A 16,205-nucleotide genomic window follows, 5' to 3' on the forward strand; every position below is an offset into this window, starting at 1 on the left:
TCGCTTGCCGCGACAGGCGGCTCCCCATGGCGCGGGCGGCGCCAGCCGGGTAGCATCCTGTTATCTTTTCTTACTCGCCAGATATTCGTTCTGGAAAATACACATCCGGATGGTGTTGCGGTATTCGCCGTTGACAAAATATTCTTTCAGCAATACGCCTTCGACCTTGAAACCCAGCTTGCCGTAGATATGGATGGCCTTCTCGTTTTCCTGATCGACAATCAGATACAGCTTATGCAGGTTAAGCACCATAAATCCATAGTTCATGGCCAGCTGCGCGGCAATGCTGGCATAGCCGTGCCCCTGATGGGCCGGGTCGACCAGGATCTGGAACTCGGCGCGGCGATGGATATGATTGATTTCAACCAGTTCCACCAGGCCGATGCCCACACCTTCTTTATCAATGATAAACCGCCGTTCGCTTTGGTCATGGATATGCTTGTCATAAAGGTCGTTAAGTTCGACAAAAGCCTCGTAAGGTTCCTCGAACCAATAACGCATGACAGTTTCATTATTATCCAGCTGATGAACGAAATGCAGATCTTCCCGTTCTAATGGACGAAGCTTAATATTATAACTATGCGATATTTCATTTTCCACAATCATGATGGCTGCCAGGCATGCTTGATTATATTCCCCATAATAAAAAGAATGATATTATAAGCTAATTAATGATTAGTGGTTTTAGAAATAACATTCATGACCAAAACACCACCAATGATCATGAACATACCGAGTATGGCATAGATATCGAGCTTTTGGTCAAAAAAGAAATAACCTGAAACGGCAACAAATACAATGCCTAAGCTTGCCCATGCCGCATAAGCGACGCCCACGGGCATGGTTTTGAGTACTTGGGAAAGCAATATAAAAGAAATACAATACCCGACAATAACGATAATGGAAGGGTACATTTTGGTAAAACCCGCGGAGGCTTTTAACGAACTTGTGGCTATGACTTCAGAAATTATTGCTATTAACAGGTACAGATAGGTCATAAGATTATTCTTTCGGTTTCTAAATGGCTACTGATATTATCATAGCCCGCCTGCAGAAGAAAATTGGCAATATTATGACAAATTCAGTGAATAATCTCTGTAATCATTGCTCTAACGCGGACGTGTTACGGGCAACGGTAACGGATGGGCGCGGGGGAAGCCGCCACCCACGCCGCCGCCCACGCCGCCGCAGGCTAAATATCCACGGTGCGCCGGAAAGCGTTGCCCGCGCCGTCAAACAGGTGCGCCTTGTCGGCGGGGATGGCGAGATCCACCGTATCGCCCAATGCCAGGCGCCGGTCTTCCCCGTGCCGGAGTATCACCGGCTCGCGGTCCGGCAGTGCAATGTATAAATAAGCCGCTTCGCCCAGATGTTCAATGTGCTGGATACGCCCCGACAGCTGCCGGTCCTGCGGCGCGCACAGTCGCAGGTGCTCGGGACGGATGCCCACACAGACGTCGTCGCCGTCGGCGAGCCTGGCGTCGACGCAAAGCTCGACGGCGTCGGTTCCGTCCAGGGTGACCGTCGCCCGGTCGGCCCCGGCGCCGGTTAACCTCGCCGCCAGGAAATTCATTTGGGGCGACCCGATAAAACCGGCGACAAAGCGATTGACCGGGTGGTGATACAGCGCCAGCGGATGGCCGACCTGGGCAATGGAACCCTGGCTGAGCATGGCGGCGCCACTGTTGAGCAATACGATTTTATCAGCCAGCGTCATGGCCTCCACCTGATCATGGGTGACATAAATCATGCTGTTGCCCAGCTCATGATGCAGTTTGGCAATCTGGACCCGGGTGGCGACGCGCAGCGACGCGTCCAGGTTGGATAACGGCTCGTCGAATAAAAAGACCTCCGGGTCGCGCACGATGGCGCGGCCAATGGCCACGCGTTGGCGCTGGCCGCCGGACAGGGCCTTCGGCAGGCGGTCGAGCAGCGGGTCAAGCTGAAGGATGCCGGCGGCGTCGTGCACCCGCCGCGCTATCTCCCGCTTGTCGACCTTGGCCAGCTTCAGGCTGAAGGCCATATTGTCGAAAATGGACATATGGGGGTACAGGGCATAGCTCTGGAACACCATGGCCACGCCGCGCTCCGAAGCCGGCAGGCGGTTGACTACCCGGTCGCCGATAATAATATCTCCCGAACTGATGGTTTCCAGCCCGGCTATCATGCGCAGCAAGGTGGATTTGCCGCAGCCCGAGGGGCCGACAAACACACAGAACTCCCCATGCTCGATATCCAGGTTGACCCCGTTGATGACCTGGGTGTTGTGATAACTTTTAAAGACATTGCGTAAGCGTATGGCAGCCATCGTCCGGCTCTCCTGTTGTAGGGTGGTCGGGCGTTATTTCACGCCGCCCATGGTTAAACCCCGGACCAGATGTTTTTGCACCAGCAGTCCCAGCACCAGCATCGGCAGCATAACCAGCGTGCCGGCAGCGGTGAGCGGCCCCCATTCGGTGCCCTGGAAGGTGAGGAACGAGGTGATGGCCACCGGCAGGGTCTGGGTGGATTCGCCGGACAGGGTGAGCACGATCTGGAACTCATTCCAGATAAAAAACAGCGTCAGCACCCCGGACGCGGCCAGCCCGGTACGGGCCAGGGGAAGAATGATCCGGGCGAAGACCTGCCATTCGCTGGCCCCGTCCACCAGCGCCGCCTCGCGTAATTCCGGCGGAATATCCTCGAAAAACGTGGTGATCATCAGGATGGTGAAGGGCACGTTGGCGAGGGTATAGACCGCAATCAGCACCAGGTAGCTGTCGGTCAGGCCGAGGGACGTCACCAGGTAGTAGGCCGGCAGCACCAGCATGATCACCGGGGCAAAACGCAGGCTCATGATAAATTGCTTGGCGCGCGCCTTCTTGATGACAAAAAACACCAGCCCGTAGGAGAACAAGGCCCCCAGCAGCAGGCACAGCAGGGTGGCGGCCAGGGAGATCACCACGCTGTTAAAGAAGGCGCGGATAAAATCACTGTTACCGAGTACGGTGGCGTAGTTGTCCAGGATGGGCGTAAAAAACAGCCTGGGCGGCATGGCGAACGCGTCGATATAGGTTTTGAACGACATCGACACCAGCCAGAAAATCGGCAGCAGGAAAAATGCCAGGATAAGCACTAATAGAGCATAAAACCCCGCCCAGCGGCCGGTGCGTTTCAGAGAATCAGGCATCTTTCATAATCCGGTTGCTTGCCATGGAGAGCACCAGGATAACCAGCAGCGTGTTGATGATGGCGATCACCACCGCTTCGCTGATGCGAAAATCCTGAAAGCCGGTCAGGTAGGCGAACATGTTGGTGGTTTCGGTGGCCAGCGCCGGCCCGCCGCGCGTCATGACATAAATCAGATCGAACGACTTAAAGGCGTCAATCATGCGCAGGAACAGGGCGATGAGGATAATCGGCTTGAGCATCGGCAGTTTGATATAGGCCAGCAGGCGCCAGCCGCGCGCGCCGTCCAGTTCCGCCGCCTCCAGCGGCTCTTGCGGCAACGAGTCCAGGCCGGCCGATACCAGCAGGATGATAAACGGCGTCCATTGCCAGACGTCGGCGACGATAAGCGACGCCATGGCATAGGACGGATTGCCGAGCCAGTCGACGGGGGCGATGCCCAGCAGGCCGGCCAGGTAATTAAACAAGCCGGCGTTGGGATCGTAAAAAATGCGCCAGATAAGGCCGCCGACGATGGGCGTGACGATCATCGGCAGCAGCAGCAGCGCCCGCGTCAGTTTGCGGCCGGGAAAATCGCGGCTGATAAACAGGGCGACGGCGCATCCCAGCGCCAGCTCGATAAGCGTTGCCGCCGCCACGTACACCAGCGTATGCCACAGCGAAAACCACAGGCGCGGCTGCTGCAGCACGTCGATAAAATTGGCCAGCCCGACAAACCCAAACGGCGGCGGCGCCATCATGTCGATATCGTGCAGCGCCAGGTACAGCGAATAGCCCAGCGTGTAGACCGACACCGCCATCAGTGCCGCCAGCAGCGGCACCGTAAACGCCCAACGTGTAAACGTTGCTTTCATGTTGACTCCGGTCCCGGTTTCACCGCGCGAGGGCTTTATCGTTCTGGCGGTTTGCCGCCGCCATGGCGTCCTCGGCGGACAGGGTGCCGGCCAGGGCCTGGGACAGCGCGATGCCGGTGTTATTGATCAGAATGGTGGCCTGCGGCACCGTGGGCAGGTAGTTGGGATTGCCGTTTTTCAGCGCCGCCAGCATGCCGTCCTTAAACGCGCCGTACTTACGCACGAAGGCCTCGCTGTTAATGGCGCTCAGGGAGCTGACGCCCGCGTTGGGATTAAGCTCCACCGATTTCATCTGCGTTTGCTTGTTGGTGGCCCAACTGATGAATTGCCATGCCGCCTGCTGGTGCTTGCTGGCGCTGGCCAGGTACAGGCCATGCACCTGCAGCGCCGAGCTGCCGCCGGGATGACTGCCCGGCTGCGCCGGAACCGGGGCGTAGCCGACCTTGCCGACCACCGTCGATTCCCGGGCGTCCTCGTTATAGCCGCCGTTGACCGTGGAATCGATAATCATGCCCGCTTTGCCCTGCTGGAACACCAGGCGGTTTTCCTGCCAGCCGAAATTGGCCGCGCCGATGGGGCCGTAATTCTTCAGGATATTAACGTAGGCCTTGGTGGCCTCGATGGCTTCGGGACTGTCGACGGCGGATTTGCCGTCCTTGATCCATTGCCCGCCATAGCCCCACAGGAATGCCGCCCAGGAGAAGGTGTTATGGATGCCCTGGCCGCCGCGCAGCGTGATGCCGGCCATGTGGCCGCCGCTTTTTTCCTTGAGGGTTTTGGCCGCCGCCAGCAGTTGGTCAAAGGTGGTCGGCACCGCGATGCCGTATTGGGCGAACAGGTCCTTGCGGTACATCAGAAACGTGCTTTCGCCGTACACCGGCACGCCGTAATAACGGTCTTTATAGCGCAGCGTATCGGCATAGCTTTTGACGAAGTCCGCGCGATCAAAACCCGCGTCGGCTTTCATCAGCGGGTCGAGCGGGGCGATGTAACCCGCCGAGGCGTAGCCCACCCCATGCACCCAGTCGTCCATGACGACGTCATAGCGGCCGCTTTTGGAGGAAAAGGCCAGCAGCGCCTTGGACGTCAGATCGGCGTAGGGGACGATTTCCGCCTGTACCTTGATGCCGGTCGCCTTTTCAAATTCCGGCAGCATGGCCTTGATGGAGTCGCTGGTGCTATGGCCTTCCAGCAATACGCGCAGGGTATCCTGCGCGTGGGCGCCGCCGGCGCAGAACAGCCAGGCGCAGACGAGCGCGGTAAACCGGGAGAGCGTCGTTTTCATGCGTAAATCCTTATTCAGTGGATAAATGAGGCGATCAGACGGCAACGACCTGACCGGTACGGGCGGATGCCATGATCGCAAGCGTAATCCGTAACGCCTCGTTGGCCTCTTCTCCCGTGGCGACCGTGGTACGGTTGCTGCGGATATCGCTGATAAAGGCCATCAGTTCCTCGCGCAGGTCGCCTTTGATTTCGCCCTGGCTCAGCGGCCAGTGCTGGGTATCGATATAGCGGTTGGCGGTTTCGGATGCATGATAAAGGCCGGACTCGCCGCACTCGATTTCAAACAGGCCGGCGGTGGTCAATATTTCCATCTTGGCGTCCAGCAGGGTCCGTGAACCCGCCGGCAGCGCCCAGGCGCTTTCCAGATTGACCACCGCGCCGTCGGCAAAGCGGATAATGGCGAAAACCGCGTCCTCGGTCCCCAAATGCCCGAGGCGCTTATTGGTGGTCTGGGCGTAAACGCTCACCGGTTTGGTGCGGTGCAACAGCCAGAGGACCATATCCACGTCGTGCACGGTGACATGCAGCGGCAGCGGCAGGCTGCCGCCGTAGCGCGCCGGTCCCTCAATGGCCGGGCTATTGCGCCGCGCCGCGATATGGCTGATCTCTCCCGCCTCGCCGGCTTCAATGATGTCCCGCGCCCGTGAATAGCGCGGGTCGAAACGCAGCAAAAAGCCGATGCCGAGCTTGACGCCGGCGGCATGGGCCGCGCCGACAATCTCCTCGCCGTCGGCCAGGGCGGCGGCGATGGGTTTTTCCAGGAAGATATGCTTGCCGGCCCGGGCGGCGGCCAGGGCCGGCGCCAGATGGAAATCATCCTTGGTGCAGATGCTGACGATATCCAATCCCTCAAGCGTCAGCATGTCCTGATAATCGCTAAAACATTGGATGCCGGGAATAAACGCCTTTACCGCCTCGCAGCGCGCCGGATCCGGATCGGCGATGGCGATCACTTCCACGCCGTAGAGCTGGCTGAACACCCTGGCATGCATGGTGCCCATAAATCCCGCGCCCACCACGGCGACTTTCAGTGTTCCGTCTTTCATCGACTGGCCTCTTGGTTTTTTGTTGGGCGGCGGCCCGGCCGGGTGGCTTCGGGGCCGCGGTCCGCCGCTGTCGCTATTGGTTTTTATAGGATAAGCAATACAATAAGCATGCCAGTTTAAGTCCAGATTAGAGCCAGATGCTTAAAAGGGTTCTATATTATTAACTTAACGAAACTGTTGCGTTTTTATTCCTGAGTATCAGGCTGTTAATCTCACGCTACGCATAACTATTAGCACAATTATTGTGCATTTGAATAGCTTTAAGCACCTTTTTTGTGCGTTGCTCGATAAAATAAAATACCAGTTTACATATTTGGTATTGTTGTGGTTAGCTGGCGGTGCCGAGGTTATTTTTTAAGGAAAACGACGCAGATGACCCTGAATGAACTTAAGCACCGCCTGGTGGTATCCTGCCAGCCGGTGACCGGCGGACCGATGGACCGGCCGGAGATTATCGTCGCCATGGCGCAAAGCGCGCAGTCGGCCGGCGCGGCCGCGGTAAGGATCGAGGGCGTGGAGAATGTGCGTCGGGTGGCCGCCGCGTTGACCATCCCGGTGATAGGCATCGTAAAACGTGATTTAATCGATTCACCGGTGCGTATCACACCTTTTATAGCGGATGTGGAGGATCTGGCGCGGGCGGGCGCGTCGATTATCGCCTTTGACGCCACCGACCGGGTCAGGCCCGTGCCGGTGGCGGAACTCTACCGGGCGGCGCGGGCGTGTCAACGCCTTATCATGGCGGATTGCGCCTGCCTGGCGGACGGCGTGGCGGCGGCAGGTCTGGGCTGCGATCTGATTGGCACCACGCTGTCCGGCTATACGGCCGGCACCGCCGATCAGCCGATGGCGCGCCCCGATTTGGCACTGATTGCCGCCCTGGCGGCGCGGGGTTATAACGTGATGGCGGAAGGGCGCATCCGCACGCAGGATCATGCCGCCGCCGCCCTGGCGCAGGGCGCGTTCGCCGTAACCGTCGGCTCGGCCGTTACGCGCGTTGAGCATATTACCCAATGGTTTATCGAGGCGCTGGCACAGGCCGCAACCCGGAGCTGATTATGGCGACTATCGCGCTGGATATCGGCGGCACCAAAATCTCCGCCGCCAGGGTGGAGCAGGGGCGCTGCGTGGAACGGCGGCAAACGCCGATGCGTTTTGACGAGGCCGGGTTTATCACCGCCCTGCGCGAGGTGACCGCGTTTGGCGTCACGCCCGGCATGATCGCGGTAGCCGCCACCGGTTTCGTGCGCGCCGGGCGGGTTTATTCGGTCAATCTGGACACCATCCCCTTTTGGCGCGGATTCCCGCTGGAAACGGCGCTGCGCCAACTGTATTCCTGTCCGGTAGTGTTGATGAACGATGCCCAGGCCGCCGCCTGGGGCGAGTATAGCGTCCGGCAGGGACGGGTGCGCAACCTGCTGTTTATGACGTTGTCCACCGGCGTCGGCGGCGGCCTGGTGCTTGACGGCGAACTGCGCACCGGCGGGCACGGATTGGCCGGACATCTCGGCCATGCCACGGTGAGCCGCCCGCCGGCCGATGTGATGCCCGGCCGCGGGGGGCCGTGCGGATGCGGCCGTTACGGTTGCCTGGAATCCGTTGCCTCGGGCACCGCGCTGGCGCGCCAGGCCGGGGCGCTGTTCGGGCGGGCCATCGACAGTCGCGCGCTGTTTGCGCTGGCTGCCACGAGCGCGCGGGCAAACGATATCATCGACAACGCGGCGGCGGCGGTGGCCGAGGCCATCGCCAATACGCATATGCTGCTGGATATTGATGAGGTGGTGATTGGCGGCAGCGTCGGGCTGGCGGCGGGCATGCTGGACAGGATCCGCCAGGCGCAGGACGCGTTGCCGCCGCTGGGCCGGGTCGCGGTATCAGGCGCCGCGCTGGGCGCGGACGCGGGGCTTATGGGCGCCGCCGGCTGGGCGCGGCGCGGCGCCGGTTAATGCCCGCCGGCTGTTCCCGGCGTCTGCCGCCCGTCAGTACAGGCCGTCGCGCTGCAGTTCCACCACAAAATCATAACTGTCGCCCCGATACCAGGTATGGGTATATTCAATCGGGCGTCCGTCCTCAAGATAACAGTGGCGTTCCACATGCAGCGCCGCGCTTTGCGGCGGCAGCTCCAACAGCAGCGCATTTTCGGCCGATAACGGTTCCGCGCGCATTCGTTGCAACGCCCGTTTCGGCATATGGCCGCTGCGTTGCAACACCGCGTACAGCGAGTCGCCAAGCCCGTCGAGCGACGGCAGGAAACCCTGGGGGATGACGGCGATTTCCACCGCCATCGGCCGTCCGTCCACGGTGCGCAGCCGTTTAAGGCGGTAGACCAGCGCGCCGGGAGAGAGATTCAGCGCAATGGTTTCCGACGGCGAGGACTGGATCAGCTCGCGCTCCAGCCAGATGGCTCCCGGCTGATGGCCGCGCGACAGCATGTCCTCGCTGAAGCTGGTTAACGACGATAAGGGTTTTTCCAGCCGGCCGGCAACCTGGCTGCGGGCGCCGCGCCGCTGGATAATCACCCCGTCTTGGGCCAGCTGGCTTAACGCCCGCCGCACCGTCACCCTGGATACCGCCAGGTATTCCGACAGCTCGCGTTCGCTGGGGATGGTATAGCCGCCTTTGATCAGGCCGCCGGCCACCAGTTCCCTGAAACCTTTTTCCAGCCGCTGGTACAAGGCTCCGCCGCTCTGGTTGCGCTCGTTGCAATAGGTCTTCAGTAACTCGATTAACTTATCATCCATAAGGGCGGGCCGCTGGTGCGTGTTTAACGATGTTCACTGATTGTAATCGAAGCCGCCGCGGGCGCATACCCTTACCCGGCATTGTCCTGTCCGGCGAATATCCCCTGGGGTGAAAGGCCGGGGCGAATTGGTACGATAGCTTTGCGTTCAAAAATGACAGGTTGATCACGAAACGCAACTAAACCCGCTGCGCAGTCTCATTATCGTCCTCTGCGTGCCGATAAACCCTTACTTCTCTTTTTAGATGGCTAAGGTCATGAAAAAATTACTCCATTTACCCTTTATGGTGCAGCTATTCAGCGGCTTCGCTATTATTATCGCGTTGATGCTTTGCCTGGGCGGCGTGTCCCTCTACCAGCTCAGCGCCAATAATGACCATATCGACGCCTATCGCAATAACTGGCTGCCCGGGGTGCGCTATACCCTGGAGATGCGCGGTACGCTAGCCGAACTGCGTTTGCAGCAGGTACAATATATTTCTTCTCCGACGGACCAGGATCGGGAGTCACACCGGCTGGAACTGATGCAGGCGGTGGCGAACTTCCTCCGCGCCCAGAATGCCTACCTGGCGCTGAATACGCCCTTAAGCTCCACGCCGTTATTCAGTCAGATCATGGCCAACTTCAATCAGTTCAGCCTGGCGAACGATAAGATGATCGCGGCCATGTCGGAAAATGATGTCACCGGGGCCATCCGCATCAGCGGCGATACCTCGCGCAAATACCGCACCCAGCTGATGGCCGACCTGGCCACCATGGTCGACCGGGAAGTGGGCGGTAGCCAGGAGGCGGCGAGACAGGCGGCCCGGGGCTATGATATAGCCAAATACAGCCTGATGGGCCTGTCGCTGTTCGCCCTGCTGATCTCCGGACTGCTGGCCACGGTGATTTCCCGTAATCTGTGGCGCCAGCTGGGCGGCGAGCCGGCCTATGCCACGTCGATTATGCGTAAAATCGCCGCCGGCAACCTGACCACCGGCATTAAGCTGAGCGCCAAGGACAGCAGCAGCCTGCTGGCCGCGCTCAACGCCATGAGCCAACAGTTGCGCGATACCATCAGCGGCATCATCAGCGGCAGCGAATCCATTTCGGTGGCCTCCGGTCAAATCGCCCAGGGCAATACCGACCTGTCGCAGCGCACCGAAGAGCAGGCGGCGTCGTTAATCCAGACCTCGGCCAATATGCAGCAACTCACGCAGACCGTACACCACAACGCCGATAACGCCAAGGAAGCCAGCGAACTGGCGGTCGCTACCTCGCGCACCGCCACCCAGGGCGGTAAAATCGTGGCGGAAATGCTGACGCATATGCGCGATATTTCCCAAAGCTCGAAAAAAATCGTCAATATCATTGCCGTTATCGAGGGCATTGCTTTCCAGACCAACCTGCTGGCGCTTAACGCCGCCGTCGAGGCGGCGCGGGCCGGCACCCAGGGCAAGGGCTTCGCCGTGGTGGCAAGCGAAGTACGCACGCTGGCGCAGAAGAGCGCCGACGCGGCCAAGGAAATCAAATCGTTGATCGAGGGCACGGTGGACAAAATCACCGCCGGATCTGAACGGGCGGATAACGCCAGCAAGGCGATGACCGAAATCGTCGACTCGGTGGACAAGGTGGCCGCCATCATCCACGAAATCGCCACCGCCAGTAACGAACAGCATATGGGCATCCAGGAAGTGGGACAGGCGGTGGCCCAGATGGACCAGGTTACGCAGCAAAATGCGGCGCTGGTGGAGCAGGCCGCCGCCGCCGCCCGTTCGCTGACCGAACAGGGCCAGGAGCTGCGCCGGGCGGTGAGTTTCTTCCAAACCGCCTGATGCCGTCGGCGTAACACGCTCCCGCGGCTAAGACCTGGAGAGGGTTTTAGCCGGCGGGAGTTTTTTTATGGCGCTTGGGCATGCTTTCCCTATTTTCGCCGGCTTTGGCGTAAGACATCGTCATGGGATAAAACCGCCCGTCTTTATCCATCGGAGGAGCGGGCCGCCCCGGCGGGCGATTTAACGGCGCCGGCCGCGCCGGCTTTGCCGGAACCGCTGAAGGTTTTGCCGACCATGACGATCACCACCGCCAGGATAATGATGCCCAATGCCAGCCACTCGATCGGATTAAGGCGCTCGCCGGCAAACCCCATGCCGAGCAGCACCGCCACCACCGGATTGACATAGGCATAGCTGGTGGCCAGTGCCGGACGGGCGTGGGAGAGCAGGAACATATAGGCGTTGATGGCGATAATCGAGCCAAACACGATCAGATAGCCGATGGCCAGCAGCCCCGCGGTATCCGGCATCCGCGTCAGGCGCTCGCCGGTAAGCAGGCTGGCGACAAGCAGCACCGCACCCGCCACGATCATTTCCACCGCCCCGACCATCATGCCCTTGGGCAGATCAAGCCTTGAGCTCCAGATGGAGCCGAACGCCCAACTGACGGAGGCCACGATCACCAGCAGGGCGCCGAGCGGGTTGCCGGTCAGGTTACCGCCGGTATTGAGTAAAATAATGCCGGCCAGGCCGAGAACAATGCCGAACCACTCCAGGCGCGTGGCGCGCAGTCCCCAGATACTGCCGAAACAGGCGGCGAACAGCGGTACCGTGGCGACAATCACCGCGGTAATGCCGGACGGCACCTGCCTATGTTCGGCCACCGTCACCAGGCCATTGCCAATCGCCAGCAGCAGGATGCCGATCATGCCCGCGTTCAGCGCCTGGCGCGGCGAGGGCAGGGACTCGCCTTTCAGGCGCAGCACGGCGAACAGGATAATGCCGGCCGTTAAAAACCGTACGCCGGCCATCAACAGCGGCGGCCAGCTGTCCACCCCGACGCGGATAACAAAATAGGTCGAACCCCATATGATGTAGAGTGTAAACAGCGCCAGGACCAGCTTCAGTCCGTTTGAATCGCGTAATTGCATGTAGCTGCCTTTTAAGCCTAAACGTTCGGATGATTAGTAAACCTTTTTTTATGGCTGTTAATATATTCTTTTTGTCGTAATCCTCCAGTTAAACAACGAAAATAGCCGTATAACACCTTCGATTCAACAGCGGGCGCAACGGGGAAAGCTATGGATAAATATGATGAACTGATACTGCAGGCGCTGGTGGAAAACGGCAGGCTAACCTATGCCGAGCTGGCGCGCCGGGTTAATCTCTCGCCGCCGGCGGTGGCGGAGCGGGTGGCGAAGCTCGAGACCAAAAAAGTCATTACCGGCTACCACGCCCACGTCAACCTGGAAAAACTCGGCTTGCCGATCACCTTTATCGTCGAGCTGCGCCTTAACCATAACCACTGGCAAAATACGCTGAAAATGCTGACGCAGATCCCCGAAATCCTGCAATGCTACCGGGTAACCGGCGAAGCCTGTGTGATTGTCCGCGGCGCGGTCGGGGATATGGCGGCGATGGAAGCCTTTATCGAGCGGGTAAGCCAATTCGGCGCCACCAAAACGTCGATCATTCTCTCGGCGCCGGTGGAGCGTATCGCGCCGCCGGCGCTGATGGTTGCGGAGACGTTAAGAAAAGCGTGATAAGCTTCACAAAAAATTGACACGGCGGCTCATTTTGCTAAACTGCGAAAAGTGTGATGAACATCACATTAATGTCGGATCAATGTGAGGAATCAGCAATGAAAATTATACGTAAACTTAACAAATTTTTGAAAGAACAAGGCAATATCCACGCACAGGCGGCTAAATATAGCCTGTATTAAGCGTGGCGCATGCCCCGGGGGCCTCATCCGGTGTTGCCGATGCGCCGCCCGCCCTCTTTATCCCAGACGGCCCTTTTCAGGGCCGTCTGCCGTTGCAGGCAGACAAGCGCCCGCCTGAGATAGCCGCTTTCGCCTGCCGCCATACCGGCCCGGCGACGCAGGCAAAGATACTATAGATTTTACGACATCGACCGCCTCTCCCCCAGCGCCTATCTTGAAAGCAAGAGTCATCGCGCGTAAGGAGACCGGCCGTGAACACCCGCCGCACGCAACCTGTCCAACGTCAAACCCCCGGGCAGTTTATTCTTTACACCGTCATCGCCGCCTCGAGCGCGTCCCTGGCCGCCTGGGGCAGCGCGACGCTTGCGCTGGAGGTCTGGGTGATGTTCGCGGGCCTTATCACCTGGTTCACGCGCCCGACGTCCTGGCGCGCCGGGCTGTGCGCCATGATCTGCCTGTGGCTGGGAATTGGGCTGGGGGCCGTTACCCAGATAATACTGCCGGCGTTGTCGCCGGCTCTGGATCCGCTGGCGTTGCCGCTGGTGGTATTTTGGGTGGCCATCCTTATCGTAAGCCTGCGCGCGACCCGTATCGTCGATAACACGCTGGCCTGGTTCCTCGGCATGGTCACGTTCTATGCCTCCGGGCTGGAACCGGCGCCCGGCATGTTTAGGGATCTGTGCGGCGCATCCGCCATCGGCGGGTTCGCCGGTTGGGCTTGCCAGGCGCTGCACCGGCGTTGGAACACGGCCTGGTTTATCCCTTAGCCCAGTTCGATAATCTCATGGCGGCCGCTTAATATCGGCCCGCTGAGAATTTTATAGCCGTCGCGGTCGAACCCCTGCGCCACGGTGCTCAGGCCCGCCGCTTCGCCAAGGCTTGCCACCGAACCGAGATAGAACCAATTGTTGACCACGTGGATTTGCCGCCGATCGCCGCTGTGTTCCACCAGGCCGATGGCGCCGGCGTAAGGCCATGCCACGATGCGCATCTGCTGCAGCGCGTCCATCAGGCGCAGCTGGTGTTCCTCCGGGCTTTCTTTACCGCAGCAGGCGCCCGCGCAGCGCCCGAGATGGAACCGGAAGCAGGCGCGTCCGTGGCTGAGTTTTTCCAGGCCGAGCAGGCTGTAACATAATAATTCGCTGTCGCCGATATCCAGCAGGGTTTGCTGGGCGGCGCGGCGGCTGGAAAACAGGCCGTACAAATCCGGCGTGCGGGCAAAATCGATCTCCTTGGCCGAGACGATGACGGGCATGCCGCGCGCCAGGTGAATCGAGCACAGCTGGCGACTGCGCCGCAGCCGTTTATTGTGCAGCGGCTGGAGCGCCTTGATCATCTGGGCCTCAAGCAGCAGGGCGCCGATTTCCCCGGCGGTGAGGTGGTAGCTGATGCGCCGCGATTGCCGCAGCATGCGCGCTTCTTCGGCGGTGCGCAGATGCGACATGACCCGGCTGCGGATATTGACGCTTTTGCCGATATACAGCGGCATCACGTCGCTGTCGCTATGAAAGACATACACGCCGGGCGCGGCGGGCAGGCCGTCGATATACGGGCGCAAATGTTCGGGATACTGATAGGCCTCGGCGGGGTCGAACTCCCTGCGGGTGGCGGACAGACGCTTATACACTGACTGAACTCTTATTACTGTTGTTTTATACAGCATAACAGGTTATTTTTTAACACGACAGCGCAAAATAACGTCTGATCGTTATTTTATGCGGCATTATGCGGGTTATAACCGGTGAAGGTGATCATCCTCCTGCCGGTGACGGAGCAAATGACATTCCCGCAGCAGTTGCCGGTCGGCTAAAATGTCCGCGGTCGGCCCCTGGGCCGCAAGACGCCCTTCGCGCAGCACAAAACACCGATCGGCGATGTCCGGGACAATGGCCAGATCGTGGGTGGCGGTGATAAGCGTACGCCCGCGGCTCTCGCGCAGGAATTGCACCATATTGCCCTGGCTTGCCGGGTCCAGGCCGCTGCAGGGTTCGTCGAGCAATAACACCTCGGGTTCGATAATCAATACCGACGCCAGGGCGACGCGTTTTTTTTCGCCGCCGGACAACCGATGGGGCGAACGGTGGCGCAGATGCGTGATGCCGAATTGCTCCAGCATGGCGTCGATACGCCCGGCGATGCGCGGTTTATCCCACCCCAGTTGCAACGGGCCGAAGGCCAGCTCGTCATAGACCGTCGGGTTAAACAATTGCACATCGGAATTCTGGAACACCAGTCCCACCCGGCGCCTGAAGGCGTAAGCCTCCTCGTCCCCGCGCAGGGCGGGTTCATCGAGCGCCCGGCCGAACGCGCGCACGCTGCCCGCGTTGGGGAAATAAAGCCCGTCCAGCAGGCGCAGCAGGGTGGACTTGCCCGAGCCGTTGGCGCCGAGCAGGGCGATACGCTGGCCCGCCCGGATCTGAAGCGTGATCTCCCGTAGCGCGGGCAGCGACTGGTAGGCATAGCTGACCTGCTGTAAATCATAGACCGGCGGCGTGGTTAACGATGGGGCCTGGTTCATGCGTATTGCTCCTGTTCCCGGGGCGTCATTCAGGGTAGCCGCAGCCACTGGCAGCTAAATCCGGCCAGCGCCAGCAGCATAAACACCGGCACCGCGCGCCAGTCCTGTTTTTGCAGACACAAATCGTCCATTAGCCTGATTTCACCGCGAAAGCCGCGCGACAGCATGGCCAGATGAACCTCCTGGCTGAGATACAACGAGCGCTCCAGCAGGCTGCCGGCCGCATTGACCGCCAGCCGGCGGCGCTCGCCGGCGGGCAGGGGGCCGACCATCCGGCTGGCGCGCGCTTCAAACAGGGCGACCGCGCCGCTGAGCAGCACAAAAATATAGCGATGGGTCATGCCGAGGATCATCACCGCCACTTTTGGCACCCGCAGCGATCGCAAGGCCTTGAGCAGGCGGGGCCAGGGGGTGGTCAATACCAGCAGCAGCGCCAGGGTGGCCGACGTTTCCGCCCTGCCGATCAGCAGCAGGGCCACGCGCAGCCCTTGCGCGGTGACGGTAAGCGACGTGAAGGGCAGGGCGAAGAGCGGCGCGCCGGGTACCATAAACAGCGCCGGCAGCGCCAGCACGCCGGTAAACAGCAAAACGCCGAGCCATACCTGGCGCAGCAGCCTGGCCAGCGATAGCGCCGAAAGCCGCGCCATGATCGTCGCCGCCAGCAGCAGGCCGGCCAGGGCCAGCAGCGAATGCACGGCGACGGCGGTGATAATCAGCGCGCCAAGGCCCATCAGCTTCACGCGCGGGTCCAGCCGTTGCAGCCAGCCCGGCCGGTCGGCCATTGTCTGGGCGTCATCGGCATGCGCCATGGCCGCCAGCAGGCCCGCCAGCAGGCGCGCGATAAAATGCCGGCTTCCCGGCGCGCGCCGGTGGCTGAAGGAGGGTTCGCGCAC

The 16,205-nt window shown here is 60.2% G+C and carries 17 protein-coding genes; 5 read left to right on the forward strand and 12 right to left on the reverse strand.

Annotated elements, in window-relative coordinates:
• Positions 1 to 60: 60 nt before the first annotated feature.
• From speG to ACL2XN_RS23245, 7 genes are all read right to left on the reverse strand, one after another.
• A complete protein-coding gene (gene speG / locus ACL2XN_RS23215) occupies positions 61 to 606 on the reverse strand; it encodes a spermidine N1-acetyltransferase (RefSeq protein WP_410013782.1) in 546 nt (181 codons plus the stop codon).
• A gap of 62 nt (positions 607 to 668) precedes the next feature.
• A complete protein-coding gene (locus ACL2XN_RS23220; RefSeq protein ID WP_410013783.1) occupies positions 669 to 998 on the reverse strand; it encodes a DMT family transporter in 330 nt (109 codons plus the stop codon).
• 194 nt (positions 999 to 1,192) lie between these two features.
• Positions 1,193 to 2,308, reverse strand: coding sequence for an ABC transporter ATP-binding protein (locus ACL2XN_RS23225; RefSeq protein ID WP_410013784.1), 1,116 nt, complete (start codon positions 2,306 to 2,308; stop codon positions 1,193 to 1,195).
• 33 nt (positions 2,309 to 2,341) lie between these two features.
• On the reverse strand, positions 2,342 to 3,169 hold the full coding sequence (locus tag ACL2XN_RS23230) for a carbohydrate ABC transporter permease (protein ID WP_413721300.1): 828 nt from the start codon (positions 3,167 to 3,169) through the stop codon (positions 2,342 to 2,344).
• Positions 3,162 to 4,022 (reverse strand): carbohydrate ABC transporter permease, encoded by an 861-nt coding sequence (locus tag ACL2XN_RS23235; protein ID WP_410013786.1) that lies wholly within the window; start codon positions 4,020 to 4,022, stop codon positions 3,162 to 3,164. Before ACL2XN_RS23235 ends, ACL2XN_RS23230 begins: the two co-directional genes overlap by 8 nt.
• A gap of 19 nt (positions 4,023 to 4,041) precedes the next feature.
• The gene (locus tag ACL2XN_RS23240) at positions 4,042 to 5,307 is read right to left on the reverse strand and encodes an ABC transporter substrate-binding protein (RefSeq protein ID WP_413721299.1); all 1,266 of its coding nucleotides are present in this window, start codon (positions 5,305 to 5,307) and stop codon (positions 4,042 to 4,044) included.
• Between the two features lie 34 nt (positions 5,308 to 5,341).
• Positions 5,342 to 6,355: a Gfo/Idh/MocA family protein gene (locus ACL2XN_RS23245; protein ID WP_410013788.1), complete on the reverse strand. Its 1,014-nt coding sequence runs from the start codon at positions 6,353 to 6,355 to the stop codon at positions 5,342 to 5,344.
• Positions 6,356 to 6,727: 372 nt separating this feature from the next.
• Here ACL2XN_RS23245 and ACL2XN_RS23250 point away from each other — a divergent pair, with 372 nt between their 5' ends.
• On the forward strand, positions 6,728 to 7,411 hold the full coding sequence (locus tag ACL2XN_RS23250) for an N-acetylmannosamine-6-phosphate 2-epimerase (RefSeq protein WP_413721298.1): 684 nt from the start codon (positions 6,728 to 6,730) through the stop codon (positions 7,409 to 7,411).
• A gap of 2 nt (positions 7,412 to 7,413) precedes the next feature.
• Positions 7,414 to 8,301: an ROK family protein gene (locus tag ACL2XN_RS23255; protein WP_413729557.1), complete on the forward strand. Its 888-nt coding sequence runs from the start codon at positions 7,414 to 7,416 to the stop codon at positions 8,299 to 8,301.
• A gap of 33 nt (positions 8,302 to 8,334) precedes the next feature.
• Here the strand turns inward: ACL2XN_RS23255 and ACL2XN_RS23260 are convergent, their stop codons facing one another.
• Complete coding sequence (locus tag ACL2XN_RS23260) at positions 8,335 to 9,096, reverse strand: GntR family transcriptional regulator (protein WP_410013791.1); 762 nt, start codon at positions 9,094 to 9,096, stop codon at positions 8,335 to 8,337.
• Positions 9,097 to 9,352: 256 nt separating this feature from the next.
• On the opposite strand from ACL2XN_RS23260, the gene ACL2XN_RS23265 reads away from it, so the two are divergent.
• The gene (locus ACL2XN_RS23265) at positions 9,353 to 10,909 is read left to right on the forward strand and encodes a methyl-accepting chemotaxis protein (protein ID WP_410013792.1); all 1,557 of its coding nucleotides are present in this window, start codon (positions 9,353 to 9,355) and stop codon (positions 10,907 to 10,909) included.
• Positions 10,910 to 11,052: 143 nt separating this feature from the next.
• Here ACL2XN_RS23265 and yedA read toward each other — a convergent pair whose 3' ends face one another.
• Complete coding sequence (gene yedA / locus ACL2XN_RS23270; protein ID WP_410013793.1) at positions 11,053 to 12,000, reverse strand: drug/metabolite exporter YedA; 948 nt, start codon at positions 11,998 to 12,000, stop codon at positions 11,053 to 11,055.
• A 150-nt stretch (positions 12,001 to 12,150) separates the two neighbouring features.
• Between yedA and ACL2XN_RS23275 the strand changes: the two genes are divergently transcribed.
• Together ACL2XN_RS23275 and ACL2XN_RS23280 are read left to right on the forward strand one after the other, a co-directional pair.
• Entirely contained in the window at positions 12,151 to 12,612 is a 462-nt protein-coding gene (locus ACL2XN_RS23275) for an Lrp/AsnC family transcriptional regulator (protein ID WP_410013794.1), read from the forward strand.
• A 433-nt stretch (positions 12,613 to 13,045) separates the two neighbouring features.
• Positions 13,046 to 13,561 (forward strand): DUF1097 domain-containing protein, encoded by a 516-nt coding sequence (locus tag ACL2XN_RS23280; protein ID WP_410013795.1) that lies wholly within the window; start codon positions 13,046 to 13,048, stop codon positions 13,559 to 13,561.
• Here the strand turns inward: ACL2XN_RS23280 and cho are convergent.
• The 3 genes from cho to cbiQ all read right to left on the reverse strand — a co-directional run bounded on the left by cho (position 13,558) and on the right by cbiQ (position 16,205).
• A complete protein-coding gene (cho, locus tag ACL2XN_RS23285; RefSeq protein WP_413729559.1) occupies positions 13,558 to 14,421 on the reverse strand; it encodes an excinuclease Cho in 864 nt (287 codons plus the stop codon). The two genes, ACL2XN_RS23280 and cho, sit on opposite strands and share 4 nt — an antisense overlap.
• 105 nt (positions 14,422 to 14,526) lie before the next feature.
• Positions 14,527 to 15,312: an energy-coupling factor ABC transporter ATP-binding protein gene (locus ACL2XN_RS23290; protein ID WP_413727782.1), complete on the reverse strand. Its 786-nt coding sequence runs from the start codon at positions 15,310 to 15,312 to the stop codon at positions 14,527 to 14,529.
• Between the two features lie 29 nt (positions 15,313 to 15,341).
• Positions 15,342 to 16,205, reverse strand: coding sequence for a cobalt ECF transporter T component CbiQ (cbiQ, locus tag ACL2XN_RS23295; protein ID WP_413721292.1), 864 nt, complete (start codon positions 16,203 to 16,205; stop codon positions 15,342 to 15,344).

It is taken from the genome of Sodalis sp. RH22, assembly GCF_047324165.1.
GTDB lineage: Bacteria > Pseudomonadota > Gammaproteobacteria > Enterobacterales > Enterobacteriaceae > Acerihabitans.